This window comes from Arthrobacter gandavensis (assembly GCF_039528575.1).
Lineage (GTDB): Bacteria > Actinomycetota > Actinomycetes > Actinomycetales > Micrococcaceae > Arthrobacter_B > Arthrobacter_B citreus_B.
The window spans coordinates 943,851-960,941 of the sequence record NZ_BAAALV010000002.1; the positions used below are offsets into that span (position 1 = coordinate 943,851).

19 protein-coding genes are annotated in these 17,091 nt (G+C 66.3%); 14 read left to right on the forward strand and 5 right to left on the reverse strand.

Features of this window, described 5'->3' with window-relative positions; translation table 11 throughout:
• Nucleotides 1-53 precede the first annotated feature (53 nt).
• Complete coding sequence (locus ABFX29_RS07670) at nucleotides 54-677, forward strand: nucleotidyltransferase family protein (protein ID WP_152226313.1); 624 nt, start codon at nucleotides 54-56, stop codon at nucleotides 675-677.
• Between the two features lie 182 nt (nucleotides 678-859).
• Nucleotides 860-2,047, forward strand: a complete 1,188-nt coding sequence (locus ABFX29_RS07675) for a TerC family protein (protein WP_152226315.1) — start codon at nucleotides 860-862, stop codon at nucleotides 2,045-2,047.
• Between the two features lie 73 nt (nucleotides 2,048-2,120).
• Here the strand turns inward: ABFX29_RS07675 and ABFX29_RS07680 are convergent, their stop codons facing one another.
• Nucleotides 2,121-2,750, reverse strand: a complete 630-nt coding sequence (locus ABFX29_RS07680) for a DUF2238 domain-containing protein (RefSeq protein ID WP_152226318.1) — start codon at nucleotides 2,748-2,750, stop codon at nucleotides 2,121-2,123.
• An 84-nt stretch (nucleotides 2,751-2,834) separates the two neighbouring features.
• On the opposite strand from ABFX29_RS07680, the gene ABFX29_RS07685 reads away from it, so the two are divergent.
• Nucleotides 2,835-3,608 (forward strand): glycosyltransferase family 2 protein, encoded by a 774-nt coding sequence (locus ABFX29_RS07685; RefSeq protein WP_152226320.1) that lies wholly within the window; start codon nucleotides 2,835-2,837, stop codon nucleotides 3,606-3,608.
• On the opposite strand, the gene idi is transcribed toward ABFX29_RS07685, so the two are convergent.
• A complete protein-coding gene (gene idi, locus ABFX29_RS07690; protein ID WP_152226322.1) occupies nucleotides 3,556-4,086 on the reverse strand; it encodes an isopentenyl-diphosphate Delta-isomerase in 531 nt (176 codons plus the stop codon). The genes ABFX29_RS07685 and idi overlap by 53 nt on opposite strands.
• Nucleotides 4,087-4,136: 50 nt before the next feature.
• On the opposite strand from idi, the gene ABFX29_RS07695 reads away from it, so the two are divergent.
• From ABFX29_RS07695 to ABFX29_RS07720, 6 genes are read left to right on the forward strand one after another with little or no spacing between them, the layout of a single operon-like run.
• Entirely contained in the window at nucleotides 4,137-5,189 is a 1,053-nt protein-coding gene (locus ABFX29_RS07695; protein ID WP_346038482.1) for a polyprenyl synthetase family protein, read from the forward strand.
• A gap of 2 nt (nucleotides 5,190-5,191) precedes the next feature.
• Complete coding sequence (locus ABFX29_RS07700) at nucleotides 5,192-6,112, forward strand: phytoene/squalene synthase family protein (RefSeq protein WP_246167259.1); 921 nt, start codon at nucleotides 5,192-5,194, stop codon at nucleotides 6,110-6,112.
• Nucleotides 6,109-7,719, forward strand: coding sequence for a phytoene desaturase family protein (crtI, locus tag ABFX29_RS07705; protein ID WP_152226326.1), 1,611 nt, complete (start codon nucleotides 6,109-6,111; stop codon nucleotides 7,717-7,719). The genes ABFX29_RS07700 and crtI overlap by 4 nt, the downstream gene beginning before the upstream one ends.
• A complete protein-coding gene (locus ABFX29_RS07710; RefSeq protein ID WP_152226328.1) occupies nucleotides 7,719-8,069 on the forward strand; it encodes a lycopene cyclase domain-containing protein in 351 nt (116 codons plus the stop codon). The genes crtI and ABFX29_RS07710 overlap by 1 nt, the downstream gene beginning before the upstream one ends.
• Nucleotides 8,066-8,404 carry a lycopene cyclase domain-containing protein gene (locus ABFX29_RS07715; RefSeq protein WP_152226329.1) on the forward strand — a complete coding sequence of 113 codons (339 nt, stop codon included), beginning with the start codon at nucleotides 8,066-8,068 and terminating at the stop codon, nucleotides 8,402-8,404. The genes ABFX29_RS07710 and ABFX29_RS07715 overlap by 4 nt, the downstream gene beginning before the upstream one ends.
• On the forward strand, nucleotides 8,401-9,288 hold the full coding sequence (locus tag ABFX29_RS07720; protein WP_152226331.1) for a prenyltransferase: 888 nt from the start codon (nucleotides 8,401-8,403) through the stop codon (nucleotides 9,286-9,288). The genes ABFX29_RS07715 and ABFX29_RS07720 overlap by 4 nt, the downstream gene beginning before the upstream one ends.
• A 158-nt stretch (nucleotides 9,289-9,446) precedes the next feature.
• Here the strand turns inward: ABFX29_RS07720 and ABFX29_RS07725 are convergent, their stop codons facing one another.
• Both ABFX29_RS07725 and ABFX29_RS07730 read right to left on the reverse strand, forming a co-directional pair.
• Nucleotides 9,447-10,937, reverse strand: a complete 1,491-nt coding sequence (locus ABFX29_RS07725; protein ID WP_152226333.1) for a catalase — start codon at nucleotides 10,935-10,937, stop codon at nucleotides 9,447-9,449.
• A 43-nt stretch (nucleotides 10,938-10,980) separates the two neighbouring features.
• Entirely contained in the window at nucleotides 10,981-11,448 is a 468-nt protein-coding gene (locus tag ABFX29_RS07730) for a Fur family transcriptional regulator (RefSeq protein ID WP_152226335.1), read from the reverse strand.
• 108 nt (nucleotides 11,449-11,556) lie between these two features.
• Here ABFX29_RS07730 and ABFX29_RS07735 point away from each other — a divergent pair, with 108 nt between their 5' ends.
• Both ABFX29_RS07735 and ABFX29_RS07740 read left to right on the forward strand, forming a co-directional pair.
• Nucleotides 11,557-12,315 carry an alpha/beta fold hydrolase gene (locus tag ABFX29_RS07735; protein ID WP_152226337.1) on the forward strand — a complete coding sequence of 253 codons (759 nt, stop codon included), beginning with the start codon at nucleotides 11,557-11,559 and terminating at the stop codon, nucleotides 12,313-12,315.
• The gene (locus ABFX29_RS07740; protein ID WP_246167261.1) at nucleotides 12,312-13,043 is read left to right on the forward strand and encodes an esterase/lipase family protein; all 732 of its coding nucleotides are present in this window, start codon (nucleotides 12,312-12,314) and stop codon (nucleotides 13,041-13,043) included. The genes ABFX29_RS07735 and ABFX29_RS07740 overlap by 4 nt, the downstream gene beginning before the upstream one ends.
• Nucleotides 13,044-13,155: 112 nt before the next feature.
• Here the strand turns inward: ABFX29_RS07740 and ABFX29_RS07745 are convergent, their stop codons facing one another.
• Nucleotides 13,156-13,899, reverse strand: a complete 744-nt coding sequence (locus ABFX29_RS07745) for an MBL fold metallo-hydrolase (protein ID WP_152226339.1) — start codon at nucleotides 13,897-13,899, stop codon at nucleotides 13,156-13,158.
• Nucleotides 13,900-14,047: 148 nt separating this feature from the next.
• Here ABFX29_RS07745 and ABFX29_RS07750 point away from each other — a divergent pair, with 148 nt between their 5' ends.
• The 3 genes from ABFX29_RS07750 to ABFX29_RS07760 all read left to right on the forward strand — a co-directional run bounded on the left by ABFX29_RS07750 (nucleotide 14,048) and on the right by ABFX29_RS07760 (nucleotide 17,047).
• Nucleotides 14,048-15,319 carry an MFS transporter gene (locus ABFX29_RS07750; RefSeq protein ID WP_152226341.1) on the forward strand — a complete coding sequence of 424 codons (1,272 nt, stop codon included), beginning with the start codon at nucleotides 14,048-14,050 and terminating at the stop codon, nucleotides 15,317-15,319.
• Between the two features lie 141 nt (nucleotides 15,320-15,460).
• Complete coding sequence (gene htpX / locus ABFX29_RS07755; RefSeq protein ID WP_152226343.1) at nucleotides 15,461-16,330, forward strand: zinc metalloprotease HtpX; 870 nt, start codon at nucleotides 15,461-15,463, stop codon at nucleotides 16,328-16,330.
• Between the two features lie 33 nt (nucleotides 16,331-16,363).
• Complete coding sequence (locus ABFX29_RS07760) at nucleotides 16,364-17,047, forward strand: histidine phosphatase family protein (RefSeq protein ID WP_152226345.1); 684 nt, start codon at nucleotides 16,364-16,366, stop codon at nucleotides 17,045-17,047.
• The last annotated feature ends 44 nt before the right edge of the window (nucleotides 17,048-17,091 follow it).

The window sequence follows — 17,091 nt, forward strand, 5'->3', positions numbered from 1 at the left end:
GATTCGGGTGCGGCGGTTGTGGTTAAGGCCGCTGGTGTGCTTTTGTTCCATGCATGGTCAGTGCGGTTCTTCTGGCAGCGGGGGCAGGGATCCGGCTGGGCCGCGGTCCGAAAGCCCTGCTGCCCTTTCACGGACGCCCCCTGGTGGAACACCTTGCGGCGGAGCTGCGGTCCGGCGGCTGCGCACGCGTCGTCGTCATCCTCGGCGCCGGGTACGCGCGGGTGCACACGGAAGCCAACCTGGCCGGAATGCACGTTGTGATCAATCCGGACTGGGAGACCGGAATGGGATCAAGCTTCAGGGCAGGCATCGCGGAGGCCATGGCGCTGGCCCCGCGGGATCCGGTGCTGGTGGCCCTGGCCGATCAGCCCGGAGTGAGTGCTTCAATGGTGGCTCGGCTGATTGCGCGTGCGGCTCCGGCCCGGGTCTCCTGCGCCGCCTACCGCCTCCCCGGCGGGAATCTGATGCGGGGCCATCCTGTCCTGTTCGCACCCCAGCTGGCCCGGGCGGCCGCCGCAGGGGCCATGGGTGATTCCGGTGCCCGCTCTTTCCTCGCCGCCCATCCAGGCCTGGTGGACCTGGTGGAATGCGGGCCCGAAGGTGACGGGCGGGACATCGATACCCCGGAAGATCTGGACCTGCTGCAGGGCAGGGCACCTAACGGACCCCAGGAGTAGGCCGTGTCCGTCGGAGCCCGCAGCGCGGATCAGGTAGAGTGGACGGTTCGTAGGGGAGTATCCACCCACGCTGAACCTCGTCAACACGTAGGGCACCGACGCCCGGCCGGGGCCAGCGGGCAGCCACAGGCTGCCGGAGAGACTTGCGGTCCCTTGGCGTACCCTACGAAAGCAGAGACACCATGACTGTTTCCCCCCTGATCTGGGGCGTGACGATCGTCGTCATCCTCGGCCTGCTGGCCTTCGACTACTTCTTCCACATCCGCAAGGCCCATATTCCAACGTTGAAGGAAGCGGCCGTCTGGTCCTCCATCTACGTGGGCCTGGCCATCATCTTCGGTGTCCTGGTGCTGGTCTTTGGCGGAGTCACCATGGGCGGCGAGTACTTCGCCGGCTACATCACGGAGAAGGCCCTGTCGGTGGACAACCTGTTTGTCTTCCTGATCATCATGGCCTCCTTCCGGGTGCCGCGTGAGGACCAGCAGAAGGTCCTGCTCTTCGGCATTGTCTTCGCGCTGATTGCCCGTACCGGGTTCATCTTCCTTGGCGCGGCGCTGATCAACTCCTTCTCCTGGGTTTTCTACCTGTTCGGCCTGATCCTGCTGATCACTGCAGGCAACCTGCTCAAGCCCGAGGACAGCGAGAAGGATGAAGCGAACAACTTCATCATCCGGATCGCCAAGCGCGTGCTGCCCACCACGGACCACTACGACGGCGACAAGCTGATGACCGTCGAGAACGGCAAGAAGGTCCTCACCCCGATGCTGCTGGTCATGGTGGCAATCGGCGGAACTGACATCCTCTTCGCCCTGGACTCCATCCCGGCAATCTTCGGCCTGACGCAGAACACCTTCATTGTCTTCACTGCCACGGCGTTCTCGCTGATGGGCCTGCGCCAGCTCTACTTCCTGATCGACGGCCTGCTGGACCGCCTGATCTACCTCTCCTACGGACTGGCAGCCATCCTCGCCTTCATCGGCGTGAAGCTTGTGCTGCACGCCCTGCATGAGAACACGCTCCCGTTCATCAACAACGGTGAGCATGTGGAAGTCATCGAGGTCAGCACCGGTCTGTCGCTGAGCGTGATCGTCGGCGTCCTGGTTGTCACCGTCATTGCCTCGCTTATCAGCCCGGCAGGCAAGGCCCAGACTGCCGTGAACAACGCCCGCCGCCACGCCAACGCCTACCTGGACCTCTCCTACACCTCGGATGACGCTGAGCGGGAGCGTATCTACCGGGCGCTCTGCGACGAAGAGAAGCAGATCCTGCAGATGGACAAGAAGTACCGGGACAAGGTCAAGGACATCGAGGATATCCGGGCCGAAGTAGCCCGGGCCCACGAGGAACACTCGCGTTACTCCAGCAAGTAGCGGATCACGGAAGGGCCCCTCAGCTGCAGTGCTGAGGGGCCCTTCCTGCGTTAACGCGGGGCTTCTTCGGGGCTCAGCCCTGAAGACGGCGCTGGAGCGGAGCGGCGGCACTGCCTGCGGCTGCGGGCGGGTTCCGCCGGACCAGGCGCGCCAGCAGGATGCCGGAGAGCAGCGAGCCGAGTCCGCCTGCAGCGAGGTCTCCAATGGTGTCCCTGTAGCCGACGTTGATGGTGGCATCCACGTAGTTGTGCCCCCACCACTCGCCGAACTCCCACAGCACGCTCAGTGCCAGTCCCAGTGAGGTCACCACGGCGGGAACCGCTATACCGGGCACCGGACGGCCGGAACCCTGCCAGGCGGTCACCGCACCGTAGGCAGCCAGCAGGTACCAGGCCATGACGGCGATGGTGCCCGTGGCAGCGAAGTGAACTGCCAGGTCCCACCAGGAGATCCGCGCGTACAGGTCCATCACGCTGCTCCAGGCGGCCAGCAGCAGGGTGAGGCCGTAGAGGGAAGAAAACAGCGGGGCTGCAGGCAGGCAGCGGGACACCAAAAGTCCCAGCAGCACCAGTGCAAACAAGGCTGCCTCAACCGGGCCGTGCCACAGCAGGGCCACGAGCAGGCTCACCGCACCCAGAAGGCGGATGCCGTCCGAAGCCACCTCGGCAGCAGAGGCCGGACGGCGCAGGAGGGCATCGATCATGTACTCACGGTAGCGGAGCAGGGTCAGGGCCGCCCAGACGCCGTGACCGGCGGACGGCTCGGAATTGCACGTAGGATCACTGGCATGCCAGCCCCTGCCCTTCCAACCGTCAGCGTCGTTATTCCGTGCCTGGATGACGCCGAAGCCCTGCGCGCATGCTTGGCCTCGCTCACCGCACAGAGCGTGCAGCCGGCTGAAATCGTGGTGGTGGACAACAACAGCACCGACAACAGCGCCGAGGTGGCCCGCCAGTTCGGTGCCCGGGTGGTCTTTGAAGCACGGCCGGGCATCCCGGCTGCCGCCGCGGCCGGCTACGACGCGGCGGAATCGGAAATCATTGCCAGATGCGATGCCGACTGCGTCCTGCCTCCGGACTGGATTAAGCAGTTAGCTGAACATTTCGCCGCAGATCCACAGCTCGCAGCGGTCAGCGGGCCGGGCCGGTTCTATGGTTTTGCTCCCTGGCCAGGGCGGATCCTCTCGGGGATCTACCTCGGTTCCTACTATCAGGCGATGACCCTGGCGCTGGCCCACCGCCCCCTCTTCGGGTCCAACATGGCGCTGCGCACAGCCACCTGGCGGGAGGTGGGACCGGCCGTCCACCGGGAGGACCCGGAACAGCACGACGACGTCTGCCTCAGCGCACACCTGGGCCTGGACTACCGCTGCGCCTGGGACCGGACACTGGTGGTGGGCATGGCGCCGCGGGCGGTTATCGGCTGGCAGAACCTGGTCCGCCGGTTCCGCCGGGCCTTCCACACCCTCGCGGTGCACTGGCGGGCCGAGCCGCCGTGGGAGAGATGGATCAGGCGTTTTCGGGGTAAAGCAGGGGAAGCTGCAGCACCAGCCAGGGGCTGAAAGCCCACGGTGTCAGGCGCACGGACTCAACCAGCGAAGCAGGATCCGCCCAGGTCCAGTCCATGACTTCATCCGCGGCCGGGACCGGGTCGGCTTCTGCCACTGCGCGGTACACGGGACAGATTTCGTTCTCCACGATGCCGGAGGCGTCCACCGCCCGGTAGCGGAAGTCCGGGAGGGCAGCTTCGATGCTGCGCAGCTTCAGTCCAAGCTCACGTTCAGCCCGGCGCACCACGGCAGCCTCGGTGGCCTCACCGGGGCCGGGGTGGCCACAGAAGGAGTTGGTCCAAACACCGGGCCAGGTCAGCTTGGAAAGGGCCCGGCGCGTCACGAGAATGCGTCCGTCCGGATGGTAGACGTGCGTGGAGAAAGCCAGATGCAGGGGCGTATCCCGGGTATGCACGGTCATCTTGTCCGCGGTACCTATCATTTGGCCCCCATTATCGACCAGAATGACTTCTTCCCGGCGTTGCGGCATTTCTTCCCCTAACGTTCAGCGTGTTTACTTTATGCATGGAGACAGAACACTTGCCTGACGAGAGAATTGGCCATCAGCAGGTGGACCGTGTCCTGGACGGGTTCTTCACCGCGGCCAAGGAGCGCGCCGAGCGGATCAGTCCCAGCTACCTTAGCCTCTGGGAGACGCTCGAAAAATCCACGGTCGGCGGCAAGCGGCTCCGTCCGCAGATCGTGATGACGGCCTACGCGCAGCTGGGTGGAACCGATCTTGAAGCCGCCGCCCGGGTAGGAGCAGCGTTCGAACTGCTGCACACGGCGCTGATTGTCCACGACGACGTGATTGACCTGGACTTCGTCCGCCGCGGGCAGGACAACGTCTCCGGGGTCTACCGCAGGATGGCTGAAACGGCCGGTGAACCTGCCGACGTAGCCCGGCACCGCGGCTTGTCCGTCGGCATCATCGCCGGCGACCTCGCCCTGACCGGCGCTTTTCGGATGCTGGATTCAGTCTCAACAGATCCGCTGACCCGCGAAATCCTCGCCGGGATCCTCGACGAAGCTGTCTTCGCTTCCGCCGGAGGGGAACTGATCGACGTCGACTTTTCCTTCGCAGCCGGCTCGCCGCCGCTTGCCGAGATCCTGGACATGGAACGGCTGAAGACTGCCGTCTACTCCTTCGAAGCCCCGCTTCGCGCCGGAGCAGTTCTGGCCGGAGCCGGCACCGAGGTTGCCTCGGCGCTTGGCCGGTTTGGCCGGGACATCGGCATTGCCTACCAGCTGGTGGATGACCTGCTGGGTGTTTTCGGCAACGAAAGCGCCACCGGCAAGTCCAGTATGGGCGACCTCCGCGAAGGCAAGCGCACCGTGCTGATCGCCTACGCAGCACAGACCCGCTGCTGGCCGGAACTCTCCGGCATCATCGGCCGCCCGGACATGGATCCGGCGGACGCCGACCGCGCCCGGCGCATCCTGGTGGACTGCGGCGCCCGGCAGTACGCCCAGGAGCTCGCTGCCGATTACGCCGCAAGTGCCCGAAGGCACCTGGAATGCGCCGAGGTGCCCGCGGGACTCGCGGCGGTGCTGGACGACGTCGTATCTTCCTCCGTGAACCGGGGCCGGTAGCCGTGGGACAGGTAACGGGGCTTCCGCTCTACAACCAGGCTGCCGTACAGACGGCGGCAGTCATGATCCGCGCCTACTCGACGTCCTTCGGCCTGGCTTCGCGGCTGCTGGCTCCGCGGACCAGGCAGCAGATCGAAACCATCTATGCCCTGGTCCGGCTGGCGGACGAGATCGTGGACGGGGTGGCCGCGGCAGCGGAGATTCCCCCTGCCGAGATTCGGCGCATGCTTGACGAGCTGGAAGCCGAAACGGCGAACGCCCTGCGCACCGGCTACAGCGTGAACCTGGTGGTGCATGCCTTCGCGCTGACCGCCCGCCGCACCGGAATCGGCACGGACCTCACCGGTCCCTTCTTCCGTTCAATGCGTGCGGACCTGACCCGGGCCGAACACACCCAGGCCAGCTTCGAGGACTACGTCTACGGTTCCGCCGAAGTGATCGGCCTGATGTGCCTTCAGTGCTTCCTGGACGGGCGGACTGTTCCCGCAGACCAGGAAAAGCGGCTGCGCGAAGGAGCCCAGCGGCTGGGCTCCGCCTTCCAGAAAGTGAACTTCCTCCGCGACCTGGCGGAGGATTTCGAGGCCCTGGGCCGCAGCTACTTCCCGGGCATCACCGTGGATGCCTTCACCGAGGCCGACAAGCACCGGCTGCTTGATGACATTGAAGCGGACCTCCTCGTCTCCGGCGCAGCCATCGCCGAGCTGCCCAGGAACTGCCGTCCCGCCGTCGCCCTGGCCCAGGAACTGTTCGCGGAGCTGGCCCGCAGGCTGCGCCGGACCCCGGCATCCCGGCTGCGCACCACGCGGATCCGGGTGCCGAATCCCGTCAAGCTGCGGATCGCGGCCGACGCGCTCTACCGCCATCGGCTGCGCCGCGTGTCCGGGCCGGCCCTCTCCACCCCCGACGCCGAAAGGGCGCCATGACCTCCGGAAATTCCAACCACAGTCCCCGTACCGCCGTCGTTATTGGCGGGGGAATCACCGGCCTCGCCACTGCAGCCCTGCTGGCCCGTGAGGGGCTGGAAGTCACGGTCCTGGAAAAGAACGGCACTCTCGGCGGGCGCACCGGCAACTGGGAAGCGGACGGCTTCCGCTTCGACACCGGGCCCTCCTGGTACCTGATGCCGGAGGTGTTCGACCACTTCTTCCGCATGCTTGGCACCAGCGCAGAGGAACAGCTGGAGCTGGTGCAGCTGGACCCCGGATACCGCGTGTACTTTGAGGACGAAGACGCCCCGGTGGATGTGCAGGCCACCCGGGCGAAGAACGTTGAATTGTTCGAGACCCTGGAACCCGGAGCCGGTGCCCGGCTGGAGAAATACCTGGATTCCGCGGCCGAGGTCTACGACATGGCCAAGAAGCGTTTCCTGTACAGCACCTTCGCTTCCTTCCTGCCGCTGCTGCGCCCGGATGTGCTCTCCCGCGGACCGCGGCTGGCGAAGCTGCTGCTGCAGCCGCTGAGCTCCTTCGTGGCGAAGCGGTTCACCGACCCGAGGATCCGGCAGATCCTGGGCTATCCGGCAGTGTTCCTGGGGTCATCACCGTTCACGACGCCGAGCATGTACCACCTGATGAGCCGGCTGGACCTGCAGGACGGGGTCCTCTATCCGCGCGGCGGCTTCCACCGGCTGATCACGGTGATCGCTTCGCTGGCCGAGTCCGAAGGCGTGAAGATCCAGCTGGAAGCCAACGTCACCGGGATTCGGACCGAACCTGCGGGTAAAGGCAAGGCCCGGGCCACCGGGGTTGAATACCGCGACGCCGCTGGCATGCCCGCAGCGCTCGACGCCGACCTGGTGGTTTCCGCGGCGGACCTGCACCACACGGAAACCCGGCTGCTGCCCGCCCAGCTGCAGACCTACCCGCCGAAGTACTGGGAATCCCGGATCCCCGGCCCCGGCGGCATCCTCCTGCACCTGGGAGTTCGCGGCGAACTGCCGGAGCTGGCGCACCACACCCTGCTCTTCACGAAGGACTGGAAAGCGAACTTCGAGAAGATCTTCGGCAGGCACACTTCAGTTCCGGATCCGGCATCCCTGTATATCTGCAGGCCATCCGCCACGGATGACGATGCTGCCCCGGCAGGACACGAGAACCTTTTCGTGCTGGTTCCGGTCCCGTCGGACCCGGCGCTGGGGATCGGAGGGGTCGACGGCGCAGGCGATCCGCGGCTCGAAGCGATGGCGGACACCGTGATCGGGCAGATCGCAGCCTGGGCGGGCATCCCGGACCTGGCCGAGCGGATTACCGTGCGCCGCACGGTGGGCCCGGGGGACTTCAGCGCGGACTTCAACTCCTGGCGGGGAACGCTGCTGGGCCCGGCACATGTGCTGAAGCAAAGTGCCTTCCTGCGCGGAACCAATGCCAGCCGCAAGGTGGACGGCCTGCTCTACGCCGGTGGATCCACCCTGCCGGGCATCGGACTGCCGATGTGCCTTATCAGCGCGGAACTGGTGCTCAAGCGCCTGCGCGGAGACACCAGCACCGGAGCCCTGCCCGAACCGCCCCGGGCAGGGGAGAAGACCCGCTGATGGGTGCCTTGTACCTGCTGTTCCTGCTGGCATCCATCGGCTGCATGATGCTGCTGGACCACCGTTTCAAGCTGTTCTTTTTCTCCGGCGCACCGTGGCGTGCCGCGGCTGTCCTGGCTGCGGGGCTGGTGTTTTTCCTGGTCTGGGACCTCTTTGGCATTGGCCTGGACATCTTTTACCGGGGCGAAACCGAGTTCATGCTCGGCGTTGAACTGGCGCCGCACCTGCCGCTGGAGGAAGCCTTCTTCCTGGCGTTCCTCTGCTACCTGACCATGGTGCTGTTCGGGCTGCTGAAAGTGGCCGCGGCCCACTTTGGTTCCGCCCGGTCCCGGACGGCGGTCAAGCGGTGACCTACTGGCTGCTTAACCTCTGTTTCCTTCTCCCCGCGGCCCTGGTGCTGGCCGCGGCACTGCTGCGCCGGCGTCGTTCAGGCATCCGCAACCGGCCCTTTGTCCTGCGGCTGGCCGGAACCGCAGCGGTGCTGCTGGCGCTCACCGCAGTCTTCGACAACCTGATGATCGCCGTGGACCTGTTCGGCTACAACCCCGACCGCATCTCCGGCGCGTTCCTTGGCCTGGCCCCGCTGGAGGACTTTGCCTATCCGCTGGCGGCCGTCCTTGCACTTCCAGCGCTCTGGGAACTGCTGTCCCCACGAGCGCCTGCCCTTTCCGAGGAGAACCAATGAGCGCCCCCGCCACCCGTACGCCCGGCACCCTGCGGATGCTGCTGCTCTCCTCCCGGCCGCTTTCCTGGGTCAACACTGCATACCCCTTTGCCGCCGCGTACCTGCTGACCACCGGCGGCATCGACGCCGCATGGGTGATCGGCACGCTGTACTTCCTGATCCCGTACAACCTGGCGATGTACGGCATCAATGACGTCTTCGACTACGAATCCGACCTGCGCAATCCCCGCAAGGGCGGCGTGGAGGGAGCCCTGCTGGACCGGCGGTTCCACCGGATCACCCTGTGGGCGGCGGTGGCCACCAACGTGCCGTTCCTGGCCGTGCTTGCGCTGATGGGATCCCCGCTGTCCTGGCTGGTGCTGGCCGTCAGCGTCTTCGCGGTTATCGCTTACAGCGCCCCCGGCCTGCGCTTCAAGGAACGTCCCTTCCTCGACTCACTTACCTCCAGCACACACTTCGTGTCCCCCGCCGTGTACGGACTCGTGCTGGCAGGTGCCCAGTTCACGCCCGGACTGTGGGCCGTGCTGGGCGCCTTCTTCCTGTGGGGGATGGCAAGCCAGGCCTTCGGAGCGGTGCAGGACATCATTCCGGACCGGGAAGGCGGGCTGTCTTCCATTGCCACAGTGCTGGGCGGCAAGGCTGTAGTGCGGCTGGCCTTCGGTGCCTACGCCGCGGCCGGGGCGCTGATGCTGTTCACCCCGTGGCCCGCGCTGCTGGGTTCATTGCTGGTAGTGCCGTATCTGCTGAACCTGGTGCCGTTCCTGGGGATCACGGACGAACGGTCGGAGGAAGCCAACGCCGGCTGGAAACGGTTCCTGAAGCTGAACTTCCTGACCGGTTTCCTCGTGACGATGCTGCTGATCTGGTATTGGCCCTCCCGCTAATCCCCCGCCCCCCATCCATCGAGATAGCAGAAACTGCCCGTTACAGCGCTGATACGGGCAGTTTCTGTCATCTCGATGTGTGGAGCCGGAGTCGGGGAAGACGAAAGCGGCCGGCCCCCGAAGGGACCGGCCGCTTTCGTTAGCGGAAGGGACGCTGATTAGTCAGCAACGCCGACGAACTCAGCCTGCTCGTTGGCCGTGGTCTCGCCGGTGGCGAGGTTGGCACGCAGCTTGGCGCCGAGGTCGGCGTCAACGTTGGTCCAGTACTGGATTGCAGCTTCGCGGATGTGCGGGCGCTGCACACCGGAGACTGCACCGGTGATGGTCTCCAGGAAACGGGCCTTGGCGGCGTCGTCGAACACCTCGCGGTACAGCGTGCCGGCCTGGCCGAAGTCGCTGTCCTCGGAGTGCAGGGTCGCCGCGGAACGCACCAGGGCGCCGTCGTTCTCCCATGTGCCTTCGCCGGCGAGTGCCGGATCCGCCACAGGGCCGCCCAAGGTGTTCGGGGCGTAGACCGGGGTCTCCGGGGAGTTGAAGGCGAAACGGCCGTAGCCGTCCTGGGAGTAGTTGTTAACCGGAGCCTTCGGTGCGTTGACCGGGAGCTGGTTGTAGTTGGTGCCAACGCGGTAGCGCTGCGCATCCGGGTAGGAGAAGATGCGGGCCATCAGCATCTTGTCCGGGGAGGCTGCAATGCCCGGAACCAGGTTGGCGGGGGAGAGTGCCACCTGCTCGATCTGGGCGAAGAAGTTCTCCGGGTTGCGGTTCAGGGTGTGGGTACCCACCTTGATCAGCGGGTAGTCGGCGTGCGGCCAGACCTTGGTCAGGTCGAACGGGTTGAACCGGTAGTTCTTGGCGTCGTCGTACGGCATGACCTGGACGTGCAGGTCCCAGGACGGGAAGTTGCCGGCAGCGATGTTCTCGTAGAGGTCGCGGCGGTAGTAGTCGGCGTCCGCGCCGGCGATGCGCTCTGCTTCTGCACCGGTGATCTCGTGGTTGCCCTGGTTCGAGGTGAAGTGGTACTTCACCCAGAAGCGCTCACCGGCAGCGTTGATCCACTGGTAGGTGTGCGAGCCGAAGCCGGGCATTTCACGCCAGGAGCGCGGGATGCCGCGGTCGCCCATCAGGTACGTGACCTGGTGGGCGGACTCGGGGGACTGGGTCCAGAAGTCCCACTGCATGTCGGCGTCACGCAGGCCGGAACCCGGGAGGCGCTTCTGCGAGTGGATGAAGTCCGGGAACTTGATGCCGTCGCGGATGAAGAACACCGGGGTGTTGTTTCCGACGATGTCGTAGTTGCCTTCGGAGGTGTAGAAACGCAGTGCGAAACCGCGGACGTCGCGCCAGGTGTCGGGCGAGCCCATTTCACCGGCAACAGAGGAGAACCGCTGGATGGTTTCGGTGGTGGTGCCGGGCTGGAAAACAGCGGCACGCGTGTACTTGGAAACGTCTTCGGTGACGGTGAATTCGCCGAACGCGCCGCCGCCCTTGGCGTGCACGATGCGCTCCGGGATGCGCTCCCGGTTGAACTGGGCCAGCTTCTCAACCAGGTAACGGTCGTGGAGGACAACCGCGCCGTCAGCTCCGTGGGACAGCGAGTGTGCGTCGCTGGCAACCGGAGTGCCGGTCTGGGTGGTGGTGAAGTTCGACATTCTCTCTCTTTCTTCTTTGGGGTGGAGTGGTAAGTCGATGGGGTCAGGAAGTCTTGCCGGCGGTGTCCGGCTTCGCTGCGCAGTCGGCGCAGAGGCCCTGGTAGAGCACATCCGCAATCTGGATGGTCATGCCGTGGGTGTTGCTGGGGGTCAGGCACGGCGCGTGTCCGACGGCGCAGTCAACGTCCTCGATGCGGCCGCAGCCGGAACACATCGCGTGGTGGTGGTTGTCATCAACGCGCGTCTCATAAAGGGCAGGGGAGTGGGGCGGCTCGATCCGCCGCAGCATCCCCGTTTCCGTGAGGTCGTTGAGGACTACATAAACAGACTGGAGGCTGATGTCCGGAAGGGTGGTCCGCACAATAGCTGCGACTTCATCCGCACCTGCGTGGGGTGAATGGTCGACGGCGTCCAGCACGGCCAGGCGCTGCTTGGTGACCCGGCGTCCGTGTGCACGCAGCTGCGCTGACCACTTGTCAGTGGCTGCCGCGGAGGCTGCTGTGGAAGTCATGGAACTACAGTAGCGCTTATTTTGAAGTATTCATAATAAGGTCCGCCTAACTGTTGCGGCTTAGGGTGGTGGTGCGGCCGTGAGTGCAGCCGCGAACCAGGAGGCGAAGTGTCCGCAACAGCTGCCCGGCCCCAGATGCGCCGACTGCGCACGGGTGACGCAGAGGTAGGGCTGCGTTCATCCGGCACACCGGGTCCGGACGTGGTGCTGGTTCACGGAATCGGCGCTTCCTCGCGCTACTTCGAGCCCCTGGCGCACGAACTCTCCCGGGACCACAACGTGCATCTGGTGGAGCTGCCCGGCCATGCCGGGATGGAGCGGCCGCAGACAGGCCTCACCATGGCCGGTTACGGAGCGGCCGTTACCGGAGCCCTGCGCCAGGCCGGTATTGAAGATGCCCTGCTGGCCGGCCACTCCATGGGATGCCAGGTGGTGGTGGAAGCCGCGCTCGCGGATCCCGGGCTGGTCGCTTCGATGCTGCTCCTTGCCCCTACCGTGAACCGGGCCGAGCGGAATGCTGCCGCCCAGGCATTCCGGCTAGCCCAGGACACCCTGCACGAAACCCTCGCCGTGAACCGGATCGTCTTCACCGACTATCTGCGCACGGGCCCGCGCTGGTACCTCGGCACCCTCCGCAGCATGCTGGACCACCGGATGGAAGCGCGGCTGGCGCTCACGCACTGCCCGGTGGCGGTGGTCAGCGGCAGCAGGGATCCGATCGTTCCCCGCTCCTGGCTGCTGCGGCTTGAAGAAGCCAGGGACGGCGTCGGGCTCGGCGAGATACCCGCTGCTCCCCACGTGCTGATGTGGAACCGCCCGGAGCAGACCGCTGAGTGGGTGCGCAAACTCCAAAAGGCCGTGCATTGACCGGCTCGGCGTCCCGGCCGGACGCCGTTCGCGCAGTGAAGCACCGGCTTCGGCTTGCCGCCGCGTGGGCGGCAGACTATGCCTATGTGGCCCGCTGGCAGGTCCAGGGTCTGCTGTGCCGCGAAGATCCCTCCGGCTACCTGCACCCTGGCCCCGACGCCGGACATCGGGAGCCGGTGGTGCTGATTCCAGGGGTCTACGAGGACTGGCGGCTGCTCCGTCCGCTCGCCGAGGCGCTCGCTGCCCGGGGGCACCCGGTCCATACCGTGAAGACTCTGGGCTACAACCGGGGCAGGATCGATGAAATGGCGCGGCGGGTGGAGGAATACCTGGTTGCTGCGGACCTTCAGGGCGCGGTGATTGTTGCGCACAGCAAGGGAGGGCTGATCGGCAAGCGGGTCCTGCTGCAAGCCCAGGGCTACCGTATCCGCCGCATGATCGCCGTGAACACACCGTTCTCCGGCTCCCCGTACGCCCGCTACTTCCTGGTTCCGTCCATCCGCGCGTTCTCCCCGCGCAACGAGCTGCTGCGCGGACTGCAGGCCAGCCTGGAAGCAAACGCCCGGATCACCTCGATCTACGCGGCTTTCGACCCGCACATACCCGGCGGCAGCAGGCTCGACGGCGCCCGCAACCTGCAGCTGGAATCAATGGGACATTTCCGCCCGCTGGGCGATCCGGAGCTGCACCGGCTGGTAGTACGTGAACTGGAGACCGAAGAAGGCTAGCCGGCTCCCTGCGCGAGCGCCTGGCCTAGCTGGCTCCCTGCGCGAGCGCCTGGCCTAGCTTGCTCCCTGCGCGAGCGCCTGGCCTAGCTTGCTCCCTGTGCGAGCGCCTGCGCTAGCTTGCTCCCTGTGCGAGCGCCTGCTCGACGGCTGACTGGATGCCGGAGGTCCACGGGTCCCCATGCCCGGTGAGCACCGTGGCTGCTCCGGTCTCCGCGAGTGCCTCCAGCGAGGACAATGCCGCGGCGCTGTCCGCCGTCGCTGCCCCGGAAACAATCTGCGGTCCCCGGCCTCCGGTATACGGATTCAGGGTCACAAGGGCGTCCCCGGCAATCAGCGCTCCGCGGTCCGGGAAATGCAGGGCAGTATGGCCGGCAGTGTGTCCCGGGGTCGGTATCGTCACCGGTGCGCCGGGCAGTGCCGCGGCAGCTGCCGTATCCAGGTCCAGTACGTCAGCCACGCCTCTGACCAGCAGTGCGCCGGCCATCGTCATGGCACCTAGCTGGCGCAGGGACGCCGGGAAACGCAGCGGGTACTGGAAGCGGGCCCGTTCATGGCCGTAGCGGTAGGGGTGTGCAGCAATGTAGTGGTCGGCCGGGTGGGCCAGGACCGGTGCGCGGAATTCCGTGCGCAGTTTCGCGGCGGTGCCCACATGGTCAAAGTGCCCGTGTGTCAGCACGATCGCGCTGACGGAGCCCGGCCCGTATCCGAGCGACCGGACAGCCGAGGAGATCGCATGCTGCGAGGCGGGGAGCCCGGTGTCCACGATCAGCACCTCGCCGTCGCCCTCCACCAGGTAGGCATTGGTGTAGGCGTGCTCAATCAAGTGGATGCCGTCGGCAACGTTGCGGGTCAGCATGGATCCTCCTGGTGGACAGTGCGGACGTCCCGGGCGAAAGGCCCGGAGGAATATGGTAAGCATGCTTTGCCTCCGCAGGGGACGTTTTGCCCGGACGCACGGCGTAAGGCGCCGGGGTGCACCGACGGTGCTCGCCTAGACTGCTCTGGTGCCCAGACTGCTAGCTGACCTCGCCCCGCTGCGTGAAAGCCGGGATTTCCGCCGGCTCTGGACCGGAACCGCGCTCTCAGCCGTCGGCACGCAGCTGACACTTGTTGCCGTGAGCCTGGAGGTCTACGAGCTGACGCAGTCCAGCCTCTACGTGGGCATGCTGGGTGTGGTGGGGCTGGTGCCGCTGGTCCTGGCCGGACTCTACGGCGGTTCGGTGGTGGACGCATATGACCGCCGGAAAGTAGCCCTGTTCTCCGCTGCCATTCTCTGGCTGACCACCATCGGCATTGCCGTTCAGGCCTGGCTGGGCCTTGAGAGCGTGTGGCTGCTGTTCGCCCTGGTGGCCGTCAACGCCGGAGCCGGCGGACTGAACCACCCGGCACGCAGCGCCATCATTCCCCGCCTGGTACGTCCTGAACTGCTCCCCGCCGCCAACGCACTGAGCATGATCACCTTCGGCATCGCGATGGCAGCGGGTCCGCTGCTGGCCGGGGTGCTGGTAGGGCAGGTGGGCTACGGCTGGACCTACACGATCGACGTCGTCACCTTCACCGCAGCCATGTGGGCGCTCTACCGGCTGGACCCCATGCCGCCCATCGGAGAGGTCCAGAAGGCCGGCCTGAAATCCGTCCTGGAGGGATTCACTTTCCTGGGCACGCGGCCCAACATCCGTATGACGTTCATCGTTGACCTTGCCGCCATGGTGCTGGCCCAGCCGCGTGCGCTGCTGCCCGCCGTCGGGGCGCTGATGCTCGGCGGCGGAGCCGAAACGGTTGGCATACTGCTGGCGGCCACTGCCGCCGGTTCCTTCCTGGCCGGACTGTTCTCCGGCCCGCTGGGCCTGGTGCGCCGGCAGGGACTGGCCGTGATGTGGTCGGTGGTCGCCTGGGGGCTTTCCGTCTCGGCCTTTGGAGTGGTGGTGGTGCTGGCAGGGGAGCACGACGGCGGCGGCGTCTCGCCGTGGCTCCTTCCGGCCGCGCTGGCCATGGGAGCAGCCGGCATCGCGGACTCGATCAGCGGCGTCTTCCGTTCCACGATCCTCCAGGCGGCGACGCCGGACGCGATGCGCGGCAGGCTGCAGGGCGTGTTCGTGGTGGTGGTCGCCGGCGGTCCGCGGCTTGGTGACCTGGTGGCCGGCGTCGACGCGTCCTTCCTGGGCGAGGGCTGGGCCGCAGTGGCGGGCGGGCTGGCCTGCGCCGCCGCCGTCCTGGTCCTGTCCCGCCTCCAGCCCGGGTTCGCCCGTTACGACGCCCGCCATCCGACGCCCTAAACACCCAATCCGGCCCCGGCCGGCCATGGAACAGCACAGCGGGCAGATACGTTAACGCTTAGGAAAAGTACCGCGGAAGGTTTTGGACCTGCGCTCCTGATGGGAGGGCGGGGCCTTCCGCCCAGGAAGGATCGTGTACACGTGCACCGACATTTCAACGGTTTGAAGACAGCAGCCCTGTTCGGGGTGCTCTTCGCTGTGCTGCTGGGTATCGGCGGCCTGCTGGCCAGCGGCACGGGCAGTTCCTCGTTCATCTGGATTTTCCTGTTTATCGGGCTCGCCACCACCGCCTACAGCTACTGGAACAGCGACAAGCTGGCCATTCGCGCCATGCACGCGGTCCCCGTCACGGAGGCGCAGGCCCCGGAAATGTACCGGATCGTCCGTGAACTCTCGGCCAAGGCCAACCAGCCGATGCCCCGGCTCTACGTCTCGCCCACCATGGCGCCGAACGCGTTCGCCACGGGCCGCAACCCGCAGAACGCTGCGGTGTGCTGCACCCAGGGGATCCTGGCGCTGCTGAACGAACGTGAGCTGCGCGGGGTGCTGGGCCATGAACTGATGCATGTCTACAACCGGGACATCCTCACCTCCTCGGTTGCCGCCGCGATTGCCGGCGTCATCACCTCGCTCGGCCAGTTCCTGCTGTTCTTCGGCGGCGACCGCCGCAACCAGAACCCGCTGGCCATGATCGCCATGGCGGTCCTAGCCCCGCTGGCCGCTTCCCTGATCCAGATGGCCATTGGACGAACCCGGGAGTACGACGCCGATGAAGACGGCGCAACCCTGACCGATGATCCGCTGGCGCTGGCTTCGGCCCTGCGGAAGCTGGAAACCGGAACCCAGCAGGCTCCGCTGCCCAACACGGACCAGAAACTGGTCAACACCTCCCACCTGATGATTGCCAACCCGTTCCGCAACGGCGTGCGCGGCCTGCTGGCCACCCACCCGCCAATGGCCGACCGGATCCGGCGCCTGGAAAACATGGCAGGCCGTCCGCTCGGTTCCTAAGCGCAGCGGCACCAACACAGAGAGCGAGCACACATGCGGCTGATCCTCGTCCGCCACGGCCAGACGCCGTCGAACATTGAACGGCTGCTGGACACCGGAGCCCCCGGGCCCGGGCTGACCGAACTTGGGATTGCGCAGGCCGCAGCGCTGCCGCAGGCCCTGGGGCATGAACAGATCAGCGGCGTCTATGCCTCGAACCTGGTGCGCACGCAGCTCACCGCCACACCGCTTGCTGATGCGCTGGCCCAGCCGATCGAGGTCCGGGACGGCCTGCGGGAAATCTCCGCCGGCAACTTGGAGATGCGGGGGGACAGCGAATCCATCCAGGCTTACCTGCGCACCGTCTACGCGTGGGTTCAGGGCGACTTGTCCGTCACGATGCCCGGGGGACCAGACGGCGCAGAGACATTGGGCCGCTTCGACGAGGTGGTGTCCGAACTCCAGCGCACCGGGCAGCAGACCCCGGTCATCTTCAGCCATGGCGCGATCATCCGGGCCTGGGCCACCGCACGCGCCCGCAATGTGGGGCCGGACTTCATTGTCCACAACACGCTGAGCAATACGGGAATCGTGGTGCTTGAATCAAGGCCGCGTCCCGAAGCCCACGGCCATGCCTGGGAGCTGCTCACCTGGCAGGGAGAAGCCGTTGGCGGATCGGCCCTGGAGGATCCGGATACTGACGGACCTGCAGCGGAGGACGTCGAGCTGGCTCCCTGAGCCAAGCGGAAACAAGACAACGACGGCGGCGCTCCCGGATTGGG